Here is a 15,610-nt window from a genome sequence, read left to right on the forward strand (position 1 = left end):
AGCGAGGAGGCCATGCCTCCTCGATAAAGAGAGAGTCGTACCCTCCACACCGGCAGGCCGAAGATCAGACCCCCAGGGTGGCACCGCCATCGACCACCAGATCCTGCAAGGTAATATGGCTGGCGGCATCGGAGGCGAGAAACAGCACGCAGGCAGCCACCTCGTCGGGTGTTCCCAATTTGCCAAGGGGGATCCCCAGCTTGAACTGCCCGGGCAGGCCTGCGATGGTGCGCAGCTCCCCTTCGCGCTGTTCCCCCTCCTGCCACATGCCGTACAGCATCGGGGTGCGGGTCGAGCCCGGCGACACCAGATTGCAGCGCACCCCGTAGGGAGCAAGTTCCAGCCCTGCCGCTTGAGTGAGGCTGGTCAGCGCCGCCTTGGAGGCGCCATAGATACCCATCCCCACTCGCGGCACCCGACCGGCATTGGAGGAGACATTGACGATGGCGCCCCTGTGCCGCCCCTGAAACCAGGGGGTCAGGGCCCGCATCAGGTAGAAGGGGGCGAAGGTGTTGATGGCAAAGGTGCGCTGCAAGAGGGCATCATCCACCTCATCGAGCCTGCCGGTCGCCAGTACGCCAGCGACATTGACCAGCACATCAGGCCCCAGCCCCTCGTCCAGCAGCTGTTCGCAGCTGCGGGTCACGGCCTCGCTGTCACTCACGTCGATAGTCACCCCCTTCACGTTGCCGGGCAACGCCTCGGCCAGTTGCAGATCGAACGCTACCACGCTGGCCCCCGCCTCGGCAAAGGTACGCGCCACCGCATGGCCAATCCCCTGCGCCGCGCCGGTTACCCAGACGGTTCTACCTTGCCACTCGCTCATGGGGTGCACTCCGGTTCGCTGACGTGCACTTCGTTAGCCTGATAAGCCGTGGCCTGACTGACATTGGGTTGACTGGCATTAAGCTGACGGGAGAGGAGCGCCCACCAGTGAGCCAGAGTCGGCGTGCGGGCCAACTCGGCCAGCTCCACCACCAGCCCCTGCTGACGCCACTCCTCCACCAGCCCCATCACAGCCAGCGAGTCGAGGCCGTAGTCGAGCAGGTTGTCATCCTCGGTGGGTTGCTCATGCTGCATCTCAGCGGGCAGCCGCGCCAACACCAGATCACGCAGTGCCTCCCGAGTCAGGGGACGTTTGCTGGCCGCCATCACCTCGGCCACGGTAATCACGCGACCGGCATTGCGGCTGACGTAGGAGAGCGCCAGCAGATGATCCTCGCGGGAGAAGTCGGCGATGGCATCTGCCACCAGGAAGGGGCGGATATCGCGCATAAAGGCATCGACCGCCGTCTGCATCACCCCGATATGGCCGTAGATGCCGCAGATCACCAGCTGATCCCGCCCCCATTGGGCCATCAGCTCGGCCAGTGGAGAGCGGCAAAAAGCGCTGTAGCGCCACTTGGTCAGCACCGTATCCTGCGGCTCGGGGGCCAGCGCCGGAACGATGGGTTGACGCTCCGGCGCTCGGGTCAACCCGGGCCCCCACATGTCGTTGAGGAGCGCCCGATCGGCCTGACTCTGCTCGGCGGGCTGGGCGGTGTAGACCACCGGCATGCCGAGGGCACGCGCCTGACGGATCAGGGTGGCGATATGGTCGATGACCTGATTGATCAGAGGATTGCCCTCCCCGTAGAAGTCGACGAAATAGTGCTGCATATCGTGGACCAGCAAGGCGGCGCGGCCCGGTTCGAAAGGCCAGTTCACCCGCCCGGTGGGCAGCTCCTCAGCAGTGGGCAGCGGATAGGCGGCGAGGGATTGAATGGTCATGCACACTCCTTGGCGAGCTGCTCGCGCAGCGTCTGTTTGTCTATCTTGCCGACCGGGGTATGGGGCAGTTGCTCCACCAGCACCAGGCGATCGGGTAGTTTGTAATCGGCCACCCCCTGCTCGCGCAGGAAACGGCGCAAGCGGGGCAGATTGAGGGGGGCGCGGCACATCAGAAAGGCGCAGCTGCGCTCCCCGAGCATGGGATCAGGCATGGCGACCAGTGCCGCCTGCCGCACATCTGGATGGGTAATTAGCAGCTCTTCAATCTCGAGGGCGTCGATCTTCTCCCCGCCCCGGTTGATCTGATCCTTGTTACGCCCCACCACCATCAGATGACCGCCGGGCAAGCGGCAGACCAGATCGCCGGTGCAGTAGAAACCGTCCCGATCAAAAGCCCGCTGATTGTGGGCATCAGCCTTGAAGTAGCCGCGAAAGGTGTAGGGGCCACGCGTCCAGAGCTCGCCGCACTCGCCATCGGGCAAGGGGCGCCCGTCGCTATCTCGCACCTCCACCTCGTCACCCGGGCTCATCGGGCGGCCCTGGGTATTGACGATGTGCCACTGGTCATCCTCGGTGCGGGTGTAGTTGACCAGCCCCTCGGCCATGCCGAACACCTGCTGCAAGCGGCAACCAAGGCGGCTCGCTACCGCATCGGCATGAGCCGGACTGAGGCGCGCACCTCCCACCTGCACACACTCCAGAGAGGTCTGCGGATAGTGGCTGGCCGCCTCCAGCCAGAGCGCCAGAGCCGGTGGCACCAGGGCCGCCCAATTGATCTGATGACGCTGCACCAGCGGCAGACAGGTTACTGCGGAAGGATCCTTTGCCAGCACCACGCAGCCACCGGCATAAAACACTCCGAGTGCGCCGGGGGAGCTCAGGGGAAAGTTGTGGGGCGCCGGCAGGGCGCAGAGATAGATCACCCGCTCATCCCAACCACACACCGCTACGCTCTGGCGCACGCTGTAGCCATAGTCATCGTGGGTACGGGGGATCAGTTTGGGAGTGCCGGTACTGCCGCCGGAGAGCTGGAAAAAGGCGACCTGATCGGCCGGGGTTGGTGTAGGCGCTGTGGCCACCTGCACAAAACCATCAGCACGAGCCACGGTTTCAGACTGGCGCCATGCAAACCCAGACTGAAGGTCTGCGCCTTCAGCCGGCTCGAACAGCAGTGTCTGACTGGAGGACGATGCCAACTCGTCAAGGGCCACGAGACTTCCCGCTGCACCGGCAAAGCCGGGGTGAGAAGGGCTGAGTACCAGCAAGGCGGGCTCAATCTGGCGGGCAAAGGCCACCAGCTCGCGCCGCTGGTGGCTGTAGAGGGCATGCACCGCCACTACACCGCAGCGGATCAGGGCAAACCAGCAGATATAGAACTCGGCGCAGTTGGGCAACTGCACCAGCGCGGTATCGCCATGGCCGAGCCCGCGCACGGTCAGCCGCGCCGCCAGCGCATCGACCTCACGTTTTAACTGGCCATAACTGAGGGTGCGCTCGCCGCAGATCAGGGCCGTGCGCTCGGGATAACGTTCGGCGGAGTCATCGAGCAGGGCGGTGAGCGGTTGCCCGCGCCACCAACCTTGTGCCCGGTAGTGGGCCGCCAGCTCTGCAGGCCAGGGGGTAAAGGGCACCAGCGGCTTCATGCGGTTACCTCCGGCTCCCGGCTCTCGAGGCCAAACGCCCGCAGCATGGTGCCAAGCTTGGCGGCGGTCTCCTGCCACTCCGCTTCGGGCGAGGAGCCCACCACCACCCCGGCGCCGGCATAGAGCCGCAGTTGCCTGCCAGCCAGCACGCCACAGCGAATGGTGACCACCCATTCGCCATTACCATCGGCATCCATCCAGCCGACGGCGCCGCAGTAGAAGCGGCGATCGTACCCCTCGAGCCGGGCGATGGCCTGACGCGCTGCCGAAAGCGGCGTGCCGCACACCGCCGGTGTCGGGTGCAGCGCCAGCGCCAGTGCCAGCACGGGAGAGGGCTCATGGAGCCGTCCGGCAATGCGGGTCGAAAGGTGCCACATGGTAGGAGTGGCGATCACCTGTGGCTCGATGGGGACATCCAGCTCGCGGCAGAAGGGAGAGAGGGCCGCAGCGACCGCATCGGCCACCAGCGCATGTTCATAGCGATCCTTCTGGGCACCCAGCAGTTCGGCACTGGCCGTCTGTCGATCGGAAAACACGTGGCGCGGACGGGAGCCCGCCAGCGGATTGCTCACCACCGCCATCTCGCTGCGCGATACCAGCAGCTCGGGGCTGGCGCCAAGCAGGGTCTCTCCCTCAGGCAGCGGGATCTGGAACACATAGGCGCCCGGATTCTGTGCCAGCAGAGAGCCAAAGGCGTGTGCGGGGGAGGTCTGCTCTGCGCTCTGCACGTCGATGGCGCGTGACAGCACCACCTTCTCAAGCTGCCCCTCGCTGAACTGCTGCAGCGCCGCCCGCACCGCCCCCTGATAGTGGGCAGAGCCGGTCACTTCACTCACCTCGCCACGAAGCTGGCAACAGCGGGCTGGCAACAGAGCATCCCTTGCGACCCAATGCGATTGCGCCGGGATCACCAGATGCCAGGGGGATTGGGTATCAAACGGAATGGCGCCGATGGCGATGGGATTGTCCATCCCCTGCTGGCGCAACTGACGCAGATGGGCGAGCAGTTTCTCCGGTGGGATGCCGGTAAAACTGTCGTGGATACCGGAAGCGACCAGTACCCTGTCACCGCTGGCAAAACAGCACACTTTATCCAGCCCGGCCGCTGTGGCGGGCCACTCTCCTTCCAGTGCATGGTCACACATGACGGTGCTACTCCTTGGAATGAATCACTACCTGAAACGACAGAATGTGAGTCATTTGACCCACCATGTCGCAGGGTGAGCGGCATCCTAACAAGGAGTGAAAAAACGATCAATACAAATGATAATCAATTTCATTAGCTTCTTTTTAGTCAAAAGAGAGGGGCGAACGAAACCGAACATCACCGATAAAAAAGAGTTGCGATCGGAGCAAAATAAATTTGATAATGATAACGCTTATCATTTGAATGATATGGAAGATGTAAATAATGAAATCCTCAACCTCCCGTTTTATTGCCCCCAGCCTGCTGGCCACCACCATCGTCACCCTGCTGACCCAGCAAGCAATCGCCGCCAGCAACGCCCCTCAAGCCGATGAGGTGATCACTGTCACCACCACGGCGCACAATACCCGCTCGGCCCCCGCATCCATCTCGGTTATCAGTGCCGAACAGATCAAGGCCGCACCGGTCAATGACCTTGCCGACCTGCTGCGCCACGAGGTGGGCATCCAGGCCGAGACCGACACCAATGGCCGCAGCGATATCGGCATTCGCGGCATGTCCGGCAAATACACCCTGGTGCTGGTGGATGGCAAACGCCTCTCCTCCTCCAATGCCCTGTGGCGCGGTGGCAACTTCGACAACACCCCGGTGCCCCTTGGTATGATCGAGCGGGTCGAGGTGATCCGCGGCCCCATGTCGGCACTTTACGGCTCCGATGCCATCGGCGGTGTCATCAACATCATCACCAAGCAGCCGGGCAAAACCTGGCAAGGGGCAGCCGATGCCGACTTCAAGGCCATCGAGGGCAAGGATGGCGGCGATCAGCACAGAACCAACCTGGGCTTTACCGGCCCGCTGACCGACAACCTGCTGATCCGGATGAATGGCGAAGTGTACGATCGTCAGGCCTGGACTCCGCCCGAAGCAGCCGATGGCATCCCCCTTATCGAAGCCAAACAGACCCGCAACTTTGCCTCCACCCTGAGCTGGCTGGTGGATGAGCAGCAGCGCTTCGAGTTTGACTATCTCTACAACCAGGATGAGCGCCCCCTCGATATCTTCCGCAAGACCGGCAACAAGGTGCACAGCCGCCAGCAGCAGAACGATCGCAACCTGTTTGGCCTGACTCACAAGGGGAACTGGAGCTGGGGTGACACCACCGTCATGGCCAACTATGAAAGCTCCCAGATCGATGATTTCAATACCAGCTACTCGGCCCCGCAGCAGCGCGAACTGGAGGAGAACACCTTCACCCTCAAGGGCTACACCAACCTGGCGCTGGCCAACCACTACCTGACCCTGGGTGGTGAATATCTGGATCGGGAGCTGGTGGATGCGGTGAGCTACAAGGATATCGGCGGCAAGGAGAGTCACTCCCAGGAGGCACTGTTGGCTCAGGACGAGATCGGCCTGACCGACAGCCTGACCTTCACGCTGGGCGGCCGTTACGATCACCACGAGATCTACGGCAGCCACTTCACCCCGCGCGGCTATCTGGTCTATGAGATGAACGATGTGGTGACAGTGAAAGGCGGTGTCAGCCAGGCCTTCAAGGCACCGGCACCACACCAGTACTCCAACGGTTACAGCATCGAGAGCTGCGGCGGCAGCTGCCGCATCTATGGCAGTGACAAGGTCAAGCCGGAAACCAGCACCAACTACGAGCTGGGTGTCATCGCAGGAGAAGGGATCTGGGAAACCAGCGCCACCCTCTTCTACTCCGACATCGACGACATGCTCACCTTCAAACAGCTGCCGAACTCCACTGACCGCACCTGGTACAACCTGGAGAAAGCCACCACCAAGGGGTTGGAGCTGACCGGCAAGCTCGATCTGACCGACAATATCAACCTTGGCGCCAACTACACCTACCTCAAGGCGGAAGGCGATCAGGGTCAGGCCCTGCCCGAACGGCCGGAGCACAAGGCCAACGCCAAACTGACCTGGCAGGCCACCGAGAGGGTCAACGCCTTCGTTGGCACCACCTACACCGGCACCCAATATGCGGAGCAGACCGTCAACAAGGCCGTGGTGCTGCACAAGCTGCCCAGCTATCAGACTTTCGATCTCGGCACCGGCTTCAAGGTCACCGAGAACTTTGATCTGCGGGTCGGTATCACCAACCTGACCGATGTGCGCCTGCAGGAGAAAGACCCCACCTTCCAGAACGTGGAGCCGGGTCGCAGCTACTACATCAGTGGCTCGGCCCGCTTCTAAAGCTCATCAAGCCAACAGCGCGGGCCCATGCCCGCGCTGTGTTGCCCGACACAATAAGGGGAAGATCCCCACTGGACAGCAATGAGCATGCAGGTTTCCATTGCCATAAGGATCGCTCATGTTCACCTCACTACTGAACGCATCACCCCTTGCCACCCTGCCCACGCCGGATGAGTTGCTGCAAGATCACCCCGCCCCTCCCCGACTCGCCCGTCAGATAGCGCGCAGCCGCCAGCAAGCCCGCCATATTCTGCATGGAGAGGACGACCGCCTGCTGCTGGTGATCGGTCCCTGCTCCATCCACGATCCCGTCGCCGCCCGCGACTATGGTGGCCGGCTGGCCGAGCTGCAGGGCCAATACGGGGATCAGCTACAAGTCGTGATGCGCACCTATTTCGAAAAGCCGCGCACGACGCTCGGCTGGAAAGGATTTGTCTTCGACCCGGGTCTGGACGGCAGCGATCGGCTGGCAGAGGGATTGCGCCAGGCGCGCGAGCTGCTGCTGGTTCTCGGGCAAGAGGGGCTCGCCTGTGCCACCGAATTTCTCGATCTCACCAGCATGCTCTATCTGGGGGATCTCATCAGCTGGGGCGCCATCGGTGCCCGCACCACCGAATCCCAGCTCCACCGCCAGCTGGCCTCGGCCCTCCCCTGCCCCATCGGTTTTAAAAACGGCACCGATGGCAACATCCGGATCGCAGTCGAAGCCATCCTTGCCAGCCGGGCCGCGCACCTCTATCCGCAGCCTTCCGGTGACGGGCGGCTGGTACTGGTGCGCAGTCATGGCAACCCCGATGGTCACCTGATCCTGCGCGGTGGCCGTCAGCCCAACTATCAGAGCAATCATGTGGCAGAGGCTGGCGAGCTGCTGCGTCAGCATCACCTCTCCCCTCGCCTGATGGTCGATTGCAGCCACGGCAACAGCCAGAAACAGCACGCCCGCCAGCTACCCGTGGCCCGGGATCTGGCTGCCCAGCTGGGCAACGGCTGCCACAGTATCGCAGCCGTCATGGTGGAGAGTTTTCTCAAGGAGGGACGCCAGGATATAGCCAGCAAGCCGCTGTGCTACGGCCAGTCGGTCACCGATGGCTGTATCAGCTGGGAGCAGACGCGGGTAGTGCTCGATACCCTTGCCGAAGGGGTGGAAGCGCGCCGCCAGCAGCGCATTGCCCTGGCGGGGTAAAACCGGAACGCATATGGCGGATAAAGATATGGCCCCGATGGGGCCATATTGCTAAGGACTTCTCGCCGTAGATCAGGCGACCGATTCACGCTCCACCAGCTGGGCTTCGAATTTGAGCGGCAACCCCTCTACCGGCTTGTGATCGAGCAGACGCAGCGCCAGCTCGGCGGCGCGGCTGCCCATCTCCTCGATGGGGTAGCGCACCGTGGTGAGCTTGGGATAGATGTAGCGGGCATAGGGAATATCGTCGAACCCCACCACCGACACCTGTTGCGGGATCTTGTAACCACGCTCCAGCAGACAGGAGATGGCTCCGGCCACCATGCCATCGTTGAAACCGAGCACGGCAGTGAACTCGACACCGCGCGCCAGCAGTTCGCTCATCGCCACATAACCACCGTTCTCGTCGGCAAAGCCGCGGCTGATCAGGGCCGGATCAAGGGCGATACCAGCCCGCCCCAGCGTCTGGGTATAGCCCGCCATCCGTTGCTGACCATCGACGAACTCCTCGTCATCGGAGGTAATAAAGGCAATCTTGCGATGACCGGCATCAAGCAGATGCTGGCAAGCCGTGGTGATCCCGGCCTTGTTGTCGAGCCAGACGCAGCGATCTTCGGCGCCCGGCACCTGACGGTTGATAAAGACGATGGGAGTGGTGCCCGCCGCCAGCTCGCTCAGCTCCTCGTCGGGCAGCGCCTTGCTGTGCAGGATCAGGGCATCGCACTGACGTTGCAGCAGGGCCTGAATGGCATGGCGCTCGCGGGTAATGTCATGGTTGCCCGACATCACAATGGTGAACTTGTTTGCCCGATCGACCATGGTTTCAATGCCCCGCATCATCTGGGCGAAGAAGGGGCCACCGCAGAGGTCGCCGACCAGCACGCCGATGCAGTTGGAACGCTTGCTGACCAGAGCCTGGGCAAAACTGTTGGGCCGAAAATTGAGTTCCTTCATGGCCGCCAATACGGCCTCGCGCTTTTCCGGGGCGACCTGCGCCGTGTTGTTGATCACGCGCGATACGGTGGAAATAGACACATTTGCCAGCTGAGAAACGTCTTTTATCGTTGCCACTATCCATTCCTTTATTGTGAGGGGAACCTGCTGGTGCCGACGGCCGAGTATATCCCGCTCCCTGGAACATTTCCCGGAGCCCGATCACCACTCATGTTTCCTTTTGTAACAGAGCGTTGCTGATGATACCCGCTGCCTGCGGGATTTGAAAACGGGGCCGACTGGCGGCCCCGTGCTCAATAGGCGTGGTTGAGCTCCCGGTCCGACATGAAGCGCAGCGGCTGCTGCAGCTTGTGCTGATAGATGAGGTCAAACGACAACACGTTCTGCACGTAGTTGCGCGTCTCCTTGTAGGGAATGCTCTCGACCCAGACATCCATCGGCTTGTTTTCACTCTGATCACGCCAGCGCTTCACCCGACCGGGCCCGGCGTTGTAGGCCGCTGCCGCAAGGATCCGGTTGCCATCGTAGAGATCAAGCAAGCGCTTGAGGTAGGCGCTCCCCAGCCGGACGTTCATCGCCGGATCAAACAGCTGCTGTTCGCTGCGATAGGGCACACCGAGCTTGCCGGCAGTCTCTTTGGCGGTCGAGGGCATCAGCTGCATCAGACCGCGCGCCCCCACCGGTGACTGGGCCATCGGATAAAGAGCACTCTCCTGACGGGAGATGGCGTAGAGCAGGCTCATGTTGACCGCCCGCTCCCGCGCCACCTGACTGAAGGTCTGGGTGTAGGGTTTGGGGAAGCGCAGCTCCAGTGCATCCCACGCTTCGGCGCGGATGCTGGAGAGAATGGCCAGTTCATGCCACCCCTGATTGAGGGCGATATGACCAAACTCGATGCGTTGGGCCACCGGGTTGCGATCCATGTTGTGGATCCACTCGGCCCGTGCCGCCGTGATTTCGTTCATCGACAGCAGCTCGCGCACCCGCAGCAGGAAGGGCCAGCGCTGGCTGGCAGTGCGCCAGTCCGGTACATGCTTCACCCCCTGATTGACCATGCGGTAGGGCACGCCGGTACGCTGGGCCGCCATAAAACCGTAGAAACCACGCAGGTTGGCGGTCTCCAGATAGAGATCCTGAGCCGGTTTCTTCTGCCCCTGCACCTCGAGGGAGCGCGCCATCCAGTAGCGCCAGCGATCCTCTTTCTGACGCGCCATCGGCATCTTTTTCACCCAGCCGGAAAGGCCGCGCCAATCCTGTTCCCAAATCGCGAGACGGGCCCGCAGCTCGGTAATATCGGGATCGGCCAACCGCACCACGGTATTGTCGAGCCAGCTGCGCTGGGCCAGTGAGCGATCCAGCAACAGACGACGGGCAATGGCACGCTCAACCGGCTTGGCCTCGGCCTGAGTCAGACCAAAGCGGCTGCGAAAGAGCGTCAGCTGACGCAGTACCGCTTCCGGCTCCTGATTGGCATAACGGGCCAAACCGAGCGAGAGCAGCTTCCTTGAGTAGGGATTGCTGCTGAAATAGGCGGGATTCATCGCCTTGGCTGGCTGCTCGAACAGGGTCACCATCTGATCGCCATAGCTTTGCAGGCTACCCGACAGGTTGGCCCCCAGATGACGGATCAGGTTGGGGTTCTCCGCTTCGAAAGCGAGGGTCATCCGCTGCCAGATTTTATCCTGGGTACGCTGACCGGATGCCTGCCACAGCTTGAAGAGCGGCGAGCAGGCATCGGGGCGGGATTGGCCGCTCATCCAGAGTTTGCCAGCCCCCTGCAGTGCTTCAACCTGTTTGCCGGTGTTGTAGAGCGCCTGATAGTGCATGCAGAGCAGATCGGTGGAGCTCGGCTTGGCCGGATAGAAGCGCAGGAATTGCGACCACTGCTCGCTCTGGGCCAGATAGGTGAGGTAACTGCGTTCCAGCCGGTTCGACTGGGGGGTGTCGCCATGCTCGCGGATAAAGCGGGTCACATCGTTGTAATCGGCCGCCCCGGGCCGAAAGGCGAGCTGGTAGTAATCGAGGTAGGGCAACAGGGGATAATGAGCCAAACGGGCTCGAATTTGCTGGAAACGGGCCTGATCATCGGCCTTTACCGCATCGTAGGCCTGACGGTACAGCGACTGCTCCGCTGTTTGTGCCATCAGACCCGGCGCAAACAGCGCCGACAAAACAATTCCCCATACAGCTTTCACTGAACATCTCCATTGCGAGGCAAGAACACCGCCCGCGGGCGGTGGGTCTACTGCCTCCCATTCTACCCGTTGCCAGCCAAGGCGACAGCGGGGAGAGGAGACTATTTTTCTACGCCACTCAGCTGAATTTCGCGCGGGTACTCTTGTCTTGCGAGGCGCTGCACATATTTCTCCAGATAGGGCACCGGCAACGGCTTGGAGGCGAGGTAGCCCTGATAGAAGCTGCACCCCTGCGCCTTGAGAAACTCCAGCTGCTGGCGTGACTCCACCCCTTCGGCGGTAACGTTGAACCCCATGTGGCGCGCCATGGCAATCACCGCCTCGACGATGGCCATGTTGTCGCCATCCTTGGGGATGTCCTGAATGAAGGAGCGGTCGATCTTGAGCTCGTCGGCGGGCAGCCGCTTGAGATAGCTCAGGGAGGAGTAGCCGGCACCGAAATCGTCGATAGCAAAGCTGATGCCAAGGGACTTGAGATCCGTCATCTTGCTGATGGTGTCCTCGGCGTGGCCCAGCACCACGGATTCGGTGATCTCCAGATTGAGGCAGGCCGGATCCATGCCGGTTTGCGCCAGCACATCGTGGATCCGCTCGACAAAGTCGGTGGCATGGAACTGCTTGGCACTGACGTTGACCGAGATCTGCGGGATATGGATTCCGTTTTCCTCCCACAGCACATACTGGGCACAGGCTTCGTGGAGCACCCAGTTGCCGATATCGACGATGAGATCGCTCTCCTCGGCGATGGGGATAAACTCGGCCGGCGAAACCAGTGCGCGCCCCGCCGGCTGCCAGCGGATCAGCGCCTCGACGCCGATGATGTCGCCGCCATCCACCAGATGCTGGGGCTGATAGTAGAGCGTCAGCTCCTGCTGATTGAGGGCGTTGCGCAGCTCGTTGTGGATGTGCAGGCGGCGATCCGCCTGCTGCTGCATGGAGGCGTCAAAGAAGCGACGGGTCTTGCGACCGGCCGACTTGGCCTGATACATGGCGGTATCCGCCTGCTTGAGCAGATCATCCACTCCCTGCTCCCGATCCGGAAACAGGGTGATGCCGACGCTGGCACCGATGTGCAGCACCTGCCCCGCATAGGTGTAGGGCGCAGCAATCTCGGTGATGAGCCGCTCGGCAATGATGTCGGCCTGCATCTCCGCCTGGGGCGGGCTGGCCGACAGCGACGGCAGCAGCAGGACAAACTCATCCCCGCCGAGGCGAGCCAGACAATCGCCCTGACGCACCAGCCGCTTGAGCCGGGTCGCGACCTCTTTGAGGAGCCAGTCGCCGGTAGCGTGGCCAAGGGAGTCGTTGATGGTCTTGAAGTGATCGAGATCGATAAAGAGCAGCGCGCCGATCAGGCAGCTGTGGGTTGCCTCGTTGAAGGTCTGAACCAGAGTTTCATGCAGCTGGCGGCGGTTGGGCAGACCGGTCAACTCGTCGTAATAGGCGAGATCCTGGATCCGCCGTTCGGCGGCCTTGCGCTCGGAGATATCCTCGAAGCAGATGACGAAGTGGCTTATGCCTCCCTTCTCATCCTGTACCGGCGTCACGATTTCCCATTGGGGATAGGTATGACCATCGGCGTGCAGACGCTGGGTCTCCCCCTGCCAGCGGCTCAGGGGATTGAGCTCGTAACCGAGCCCTCCCAGATTGGGCCAGAGATCCTGTTCCAGCTGCAGACCCAGCACGGCCTGGCTGTCGAATCCGGTTATCTGGCTAAAGGCGTTGTTGACCCGCAGGATCTTGAATCCCGGATCGGTGATAATGATCCCCTCATGGGTTTCGAAAGCTACCGCAGAGAGGCGCATCTGGGCATCTGATTGCAACCGTTCCAGCTCGGCAACCATCCGCACTGTGAAGGTGTTGAGTACCGAGTTGAGGTTCGCCATGTCAGCCGGCGCCGAGCTGAGCAGCGCCAGATGGCCCAGCAGTTGCCCACGGCCATCAAACAGCGGCTGACCGTAATAGGTCTGACCGGCGGCCAGCCACGGCTGGTACTCTTCCTGCTCGGAGAGCACCTCCAGGCAGACCGCGCCCTGTCGATAGAGCTGCTGGCAGGGTGTTCCCGCCAGCGGGTAATCCTTGAGCGCCAACCCGTCGGCGGCCAGCACCCGCACCCGATCCGCCGAACTCAGCTCACCGACCCAGACCGCATCGACCTGCAGAATGTGGGAGAGCTGTTTGACCAGGGTGTTGAAGAAGTCGAGCCCGGTGCGGGCAGAGAGTGCCTGCGCCAGCTGGGTGAGCAGGCTGGTCTGCAGCAAAGGCAGAGAGAGCTTGAGAGACGTTGCGGCAAGCGGGATCAGCCAGCCACAGCAAACCTCCTGGTTGGGCACGAACTGGCCGCTCCAGAGCACATGGTTGAGGGCCCCCTCTTTATCTCTGAGGTGGCCGATAAACTGTTCCGGCAGGTGTGATTCATGAAGGCGGATGAGGAAGTCGGCAAAGCCCGCTTCATCTTCCGGCAGCAGCTGGTCGGTCCATGGATGGACTCCCTTTCCTTGCCACTGCTGGCAGGTGCCCTGATCAGAGAGACTCCACTGATCATGCTGCCGATCAAAAAACCACATGACCTGCGTGGCTTGATGCTTCATTTATGACTCCAACACAACAACCGACCACGTTTGATGTCCAGCAACAGGCAGCAGCAACCGCTCCGGATCCGCTCATGAGGTCGAAGAGAGGAGGGGCAAAGTGCAAACATGCGATATCAAGCAGTGGGAACCGGATATGAGGTCGACACAGGGTGCTGCCAAGAGGGGACAGAAACGATCCTATTCCCGTCATACTGCCTGCCAGTTTCAAGGAGCTCAAGCGATTTTTGGCACGAAACCGGAAAAGATCACAATTTATAAGTTGCTGAATAATGATGGCTGAATTTTGTGATCTACATCACACTTTAAGTGCCACCAATCAGTAATCTGAAGGTGAAGACACAAGCAAGACGACCCGAAGGGGGCCTATATGAAAATCGAAATTACCAGCAAAATCATCGACATCACCCCGGCTATTCGCGAGCGTATCGAATCCCGTTTTGAAAAGCTCGAACGTCTTCAGGTGCCTCTCATCACACCCCATGTGATTGTCTCCAAAGAGCGTCTGATGTTCATTGTCGAAGCCAGTGCTGGCATCCCCAACGGCAAACTGTTTGCCCAGGCAGAGCATGAGGATCTCTACGCCGCCATCAACGAATTGGGACAAAAACTGGAGCGTCAACTCAATCGCCATACCGAAAAACCCATTGCCCGTCGCGCCAATGCCGCGTTGAAAGAGCAGGTTGAAACGGACGAAGCTGACGCATAAGGCATCACGGATCACAAAGAGCATAAAGGCGGGTTATCCCGCCTTTTTGTTTGCCTGATTTTCAGCAGTCTGAACAAAAGCACCAGCCCCTAGCTGAGCCAGTGAAGACGGGTATCAACCCCCTGCTGCAACCGGTCGAGCACCGGCAACAGCACCAGCGGATCCTCCTCGCGCGGCACACTGGCTAGCTTGTGTTGCAGCTTCTCGCGTCCCAGCAGTGTCAGATTGTCAAACACCGCCTCATCGATCAGCGGCTGTCTGGCTACCAGTGGCGGCGTTTGCAGTGCCAGCCAGAGCCGCACATCCACCATGCCTCCCCCCTGCTGCAACCGCTCATTGATGGCACTGCAGTCACTCCCCGCCCCCTCGGCCATCAGTACCTGAGCCTCTCGCAGCTCAAAGTGCGCTCGCCAGTCCCGCGTGTCCGGGCTTGCCGCCGGCTTGGCATCGAACCAGGGCTGCTCTTCAACCGCATCGGTCAGCAGCGCCAGCTGCAATCGGAAATCAGCCCGATCGCCATGCTGAAGATCCAGGTTGAGGCGTTGCCCCAACTGGCCTTCATCGACGAGCAGCTGATTACGGATTGAACTGGGTAGCATGGGATAACTCTTGGAAATGGTGATTTCATCTCTTATCGGCCACATATCCAATTCTTTTAATGGAAAAATCCGCTTCAGGGGTTCACAAAAGCGGAAGATCTGTTAGTATGCGCCTCGCACTTGGGGAGGGGTTCCCGAGCGGCCAAAGGGATCAGACTGTAAATCTGACGGCTCTGCCTTCGAAGGTTCGAATCCTTCTCCCTCCACCATTCAAGTGCAAAAAATATGAAGCAATACCCCGTGGAGGGGTTCCCGAGCGGCCAAAGGGATCAGACTGTAAATCTGACGGCTCTGCCTTCGAAGGTTCGAATCCTTCTCCCTCCACCATTCAAGTGCAAAAAATATGAAGCAATACCCCGTGGAGGGGTTCCCGAGCGGCCAAAGGGATCAGACTGTAAATCTGACGGCTCTGCCTTCGAAGGTTCGAATCCTTCTCCCTCCACCATTCAAGTGCAAAAAATATGAAGCAATACCCCGTGGAGGGGTTCCCGAGCGGCCAAAGGGATCAGACTGTAAATCTGACGGCTCTGCCTTCGAAGGTTCGAATCCTTCTCCCTCCACCATCATTCAGAAAACCCGGCCTAGCGCCGGGTTTTCGCTTT

At 60.9% G+C, this 15,610-nt stretch carries 11 protein-coding genes and 4 tRNA genes; 7 read left to right on the forward strand and 8 right to left on the reverse strand.

Annotated elements, in window-relative coordinates; translation table 11 throughout:
• Positions 1-64 precede the first annotated feature (64 nt).
• From dhbA to BS300_RS06925, 4 genes are read right to left on the reverse strand one after another with little or no spacing between them, the layout of a single operon-like run.
• On the reverse strand, positions 65-826 hold the full coding sequence (gene dhbA, locus BS300_RS06910; RefSeq protein WP_071911715.1) for a 2,3-dihydro-2,3-dihydroxybenzoate dehydrogenase: 762 nt from the start codon (positions 824-826) through the stop codon (positions 65-67).
• The gene (locus BS300_RS06915; protein ID WP_071911717.1) at positions 823-1,770 is read right to left on the reverse strand and encodes an isochorismatase family protein; all 948 of its coding nucleotides are present in this window, start codon (positions 1,768-1,770) and stop codon (positions 823-825) included. Before BS300_RS06915 ends, dhbA begins: the two co-directional genes overlap by 4 nt.
• On the reverse strand, positions 1,767-3,413 hold the full coding sequence (locus BS300_RS06920) for a (2,3-dihydroxybenzoyl)adenylate synthase (RefSeq protein ID WP_071911719.1): 1,647 nt from the start codon (positions 3,411-3,413) through the stop codon (positions 1,767-1,769). Before BS300_RS06920 ends, BS300_RS06915 begins: the two co-directional genes overlap by 4 nt.
• On the reverse strand, positions 3,410-4,558 hold the full coding sequence (locus BS300_RS06925; protein ID WP_071911722.1) for an isochorismate synthase: 1,149 nt from the start codon (positions 4,556-4,558) through the stop codon (positions 3,410-3,412). Before BS300_RS06925 ends, BS300_RS06920 begins: the two co-directional genes overlap by 4 nt.
• A gap of 266 nt (positions 4,559-4,824) precedes the next feature.
• Between BS300_RS06925 and BS300_RS06930 the strand changes: the two genes are divergently transcribed.
• On the forward strand, positions 4,825-6,777 hold the full coding sequence (locus BS300_RS06930; protein WP_071911724.1) for a TonB-dependent receptor: 1,953 nt from the start codon (positions 4,825-4,827) through the stop codon (positions 6,775-6,777).
• A gap of 118 nt (positions 6,778-6,895) precedes the next feature.
• Positions 6,896-7,960, forward strand: coding sequence for a 3-deoxy-7-phosphoheptulonate synthase (locus BS300_RS06935; RefSeq protein WP_071911726.1), 1,065 nt, complete (start codon positions 6,896-6,898; stop codon positions 7,958-7,960).
• A gap of 72 nt (positions 7,961-8,032) precedes the next feature.
• Here BS300_RS06935 and BS300_RS06940 read toward each other — a convergent pair whose 3' ends face one another.
• The 3 genes from BS300_RS06940 to BS300_RS06950 all read right to left on the reverse strand — a co-directional run bounded on the left by BS300_RS06940 (position 8,033) and on the right by BS300_RS06950 (position 13,700).
• A complete protein-coding gene (locus BS300_RS06940; protein WP_042033294.1) occupies positions 8,033-9,031 on the reverse strand; it encodes a LacI family DNA-binding transcriptional regulator in 999 nt (332 codons plus the stop codon).
• A gap of 176 nt (positions 9,032-9,207) precedes the next feature.
• Entirely contained in the window at positions 9,208-11,109 is a 1,902-nt protein-coding gene (locus BS300_RS06945; RefSeq protein ID WP_071911728.1) for a transglycosylase SLT domain-containing protein, read from the reverse strand.
• 101 nt (positions 11,110-11,210) lie between these two features.
• Entirely contained in the window at positions 11,211-13,700 is a 2,490-nt protein-coding gene (locus BS300_RS06950) for a GGDEF and EAL domain-containing protein (RefSeq protein ID WP_071911730.1), read from the reverse strand.
• 370 nt (positions 13,701-14,070) lie between these two features.
• Here BS300_RS06950 and raiA point away from each other — a divergent pair, with 370 nt between their 5' ends.
• Positions 14,071-14,409, forward strand: coding sequence for a ribosome-associated translation inhibitor RaiA (gene raiA, locus BS300_RS06955; RefSeq protein ID WP_033113440.1), 339 nt, complete (start codon positions 14,071-14,073; stop codon positions 14,407-14,409).
• Between the two features lie 89 nt (positions 14,410-14,498).
• Here raiA and BS300_RS06960 read toward each other — a convergent pair whose 3' ends face one another.
• Positions 14,499-15,008, reverse strand: a complete 510-nt coding sequence (locus BS300_RS06960) for a VC2046/SO_2500 family protein (protein ID WP_071911961.1) — start codon at positions 15,006-15,008, stop codon at positions 14,499-14,501.
• Positions 15,009-15,132: 124 nt separating this feature from the next.
• On the opposite strand from BS300_RS06960, the gene BS300_RS06965 reads away from it, so the two are divergent.
• The 4 genes from BS300_RS06965 to BS300_RS06980 all read left to right on the forward strand — a co-directional run bounded on the left by BS300_RS06965 (position 15,133) and on the right by BS300_RS06980 (position 15,571).
• Positions 15,133-15,217, forward strand: a tRNA-Tyr gene (locus BS300_RS06965).
• A gap of 33 nt (positions 15,218-15,250) precedes the next feature.
• Positions 15,251-15,335 (forward strand) — tRNA-Tyr (locus BS300_RS06970).
• Between the two features lie 33 nt (positions 15,336-15,368).
• Positions 15,369-15,453, forward strand: a tRNA-Tyr gene (locus BS300_RS06975).
• A 33-nt stretch (positions 15,454-15,486) separates the two neighbouring features.
• Positions 15,487-15,571, forward strand: a tRNA-Tyr gene (locus BS300_RS06980).
• The last annotated feature ends 39 nt before the right edge of the window (positions 15,572-15,610 follow it).

Origin of the sequence: Aeromonas sp. SCS5 (assembly GCF_001887375.1) — a bacterium.
GTDB classification, from domain to species: Bacteria; Pseudomonadota; Gammaproteobacteria; order Enterobacterales; family Aeromonadaceae; genus Aeromonas; species Aeromonas jandaei.

Bases quoted from the DNA above. Each gene is read 5' to 3' on its own strand.
- BS300_RS06960 (WP_071911961.1), bottom strand. From the start codon at position 15,008: ATGCTACCCAGTTCAATCCGTAATCAGCTGCTCGTCGATGAAGGCCAG.
- BS300_RS06935 (WP_071911726.1), top strand. From the start codon at position 6,896: ATGTTCACCTCACTACTGAACGCATCACCCCTTGCCACCCTGCCCACG.
- BS300_RS06915 (WP_071911717.1), bottom strand. From the start codon at position 1,770: ATGACCATTCAATCCCTCGCCGCCTATCCGCTGCCCACTGCTGAGGAG.
- BS300_RS06950 (WP_071911730.1), bottom strand. From the start codon at position 13,700: ATGAAGCATCAAGCCACGCAGGTCATGTGGTTTTTTGATCGGCAGCAT.
- BS300_RS06930 (WP_071911724.1), top strand. From the start codon at position 4,825: ATGAAATCCTCAACCTCCCGTTTTATTGCCCCCAGCCTGCTGGCCACC.
- raiA (WP_033113440.1), top strand. From the start codon at position 14,071: ATGAAAATCGAAATTACCAGCAAAATCATCGACATCACCCCGGCTATT.
- BS300_RS06920 (WP_071911719.1), bottom strand. From the start codon at position 3,413: ATGAAGCCGCTGGTGCCCTTTACCCCCTGGCCTGCAGAGCTGGCGGCC.
- dhbA (WP_071911715.1), bottom strand. From the start codon at position 826: ATGAGCGAGTGGCAAGGTAGAACCGTCTGGGTAACCGGCGCGGCGCAG.
- BS300_RS06925 (WP_071911722.1), bottom strand. From the start codon at position 4,558: ATGTGTGACCATGCACTGGAAGGAGAGTGGCCCGCCACAGCGGCCGGG.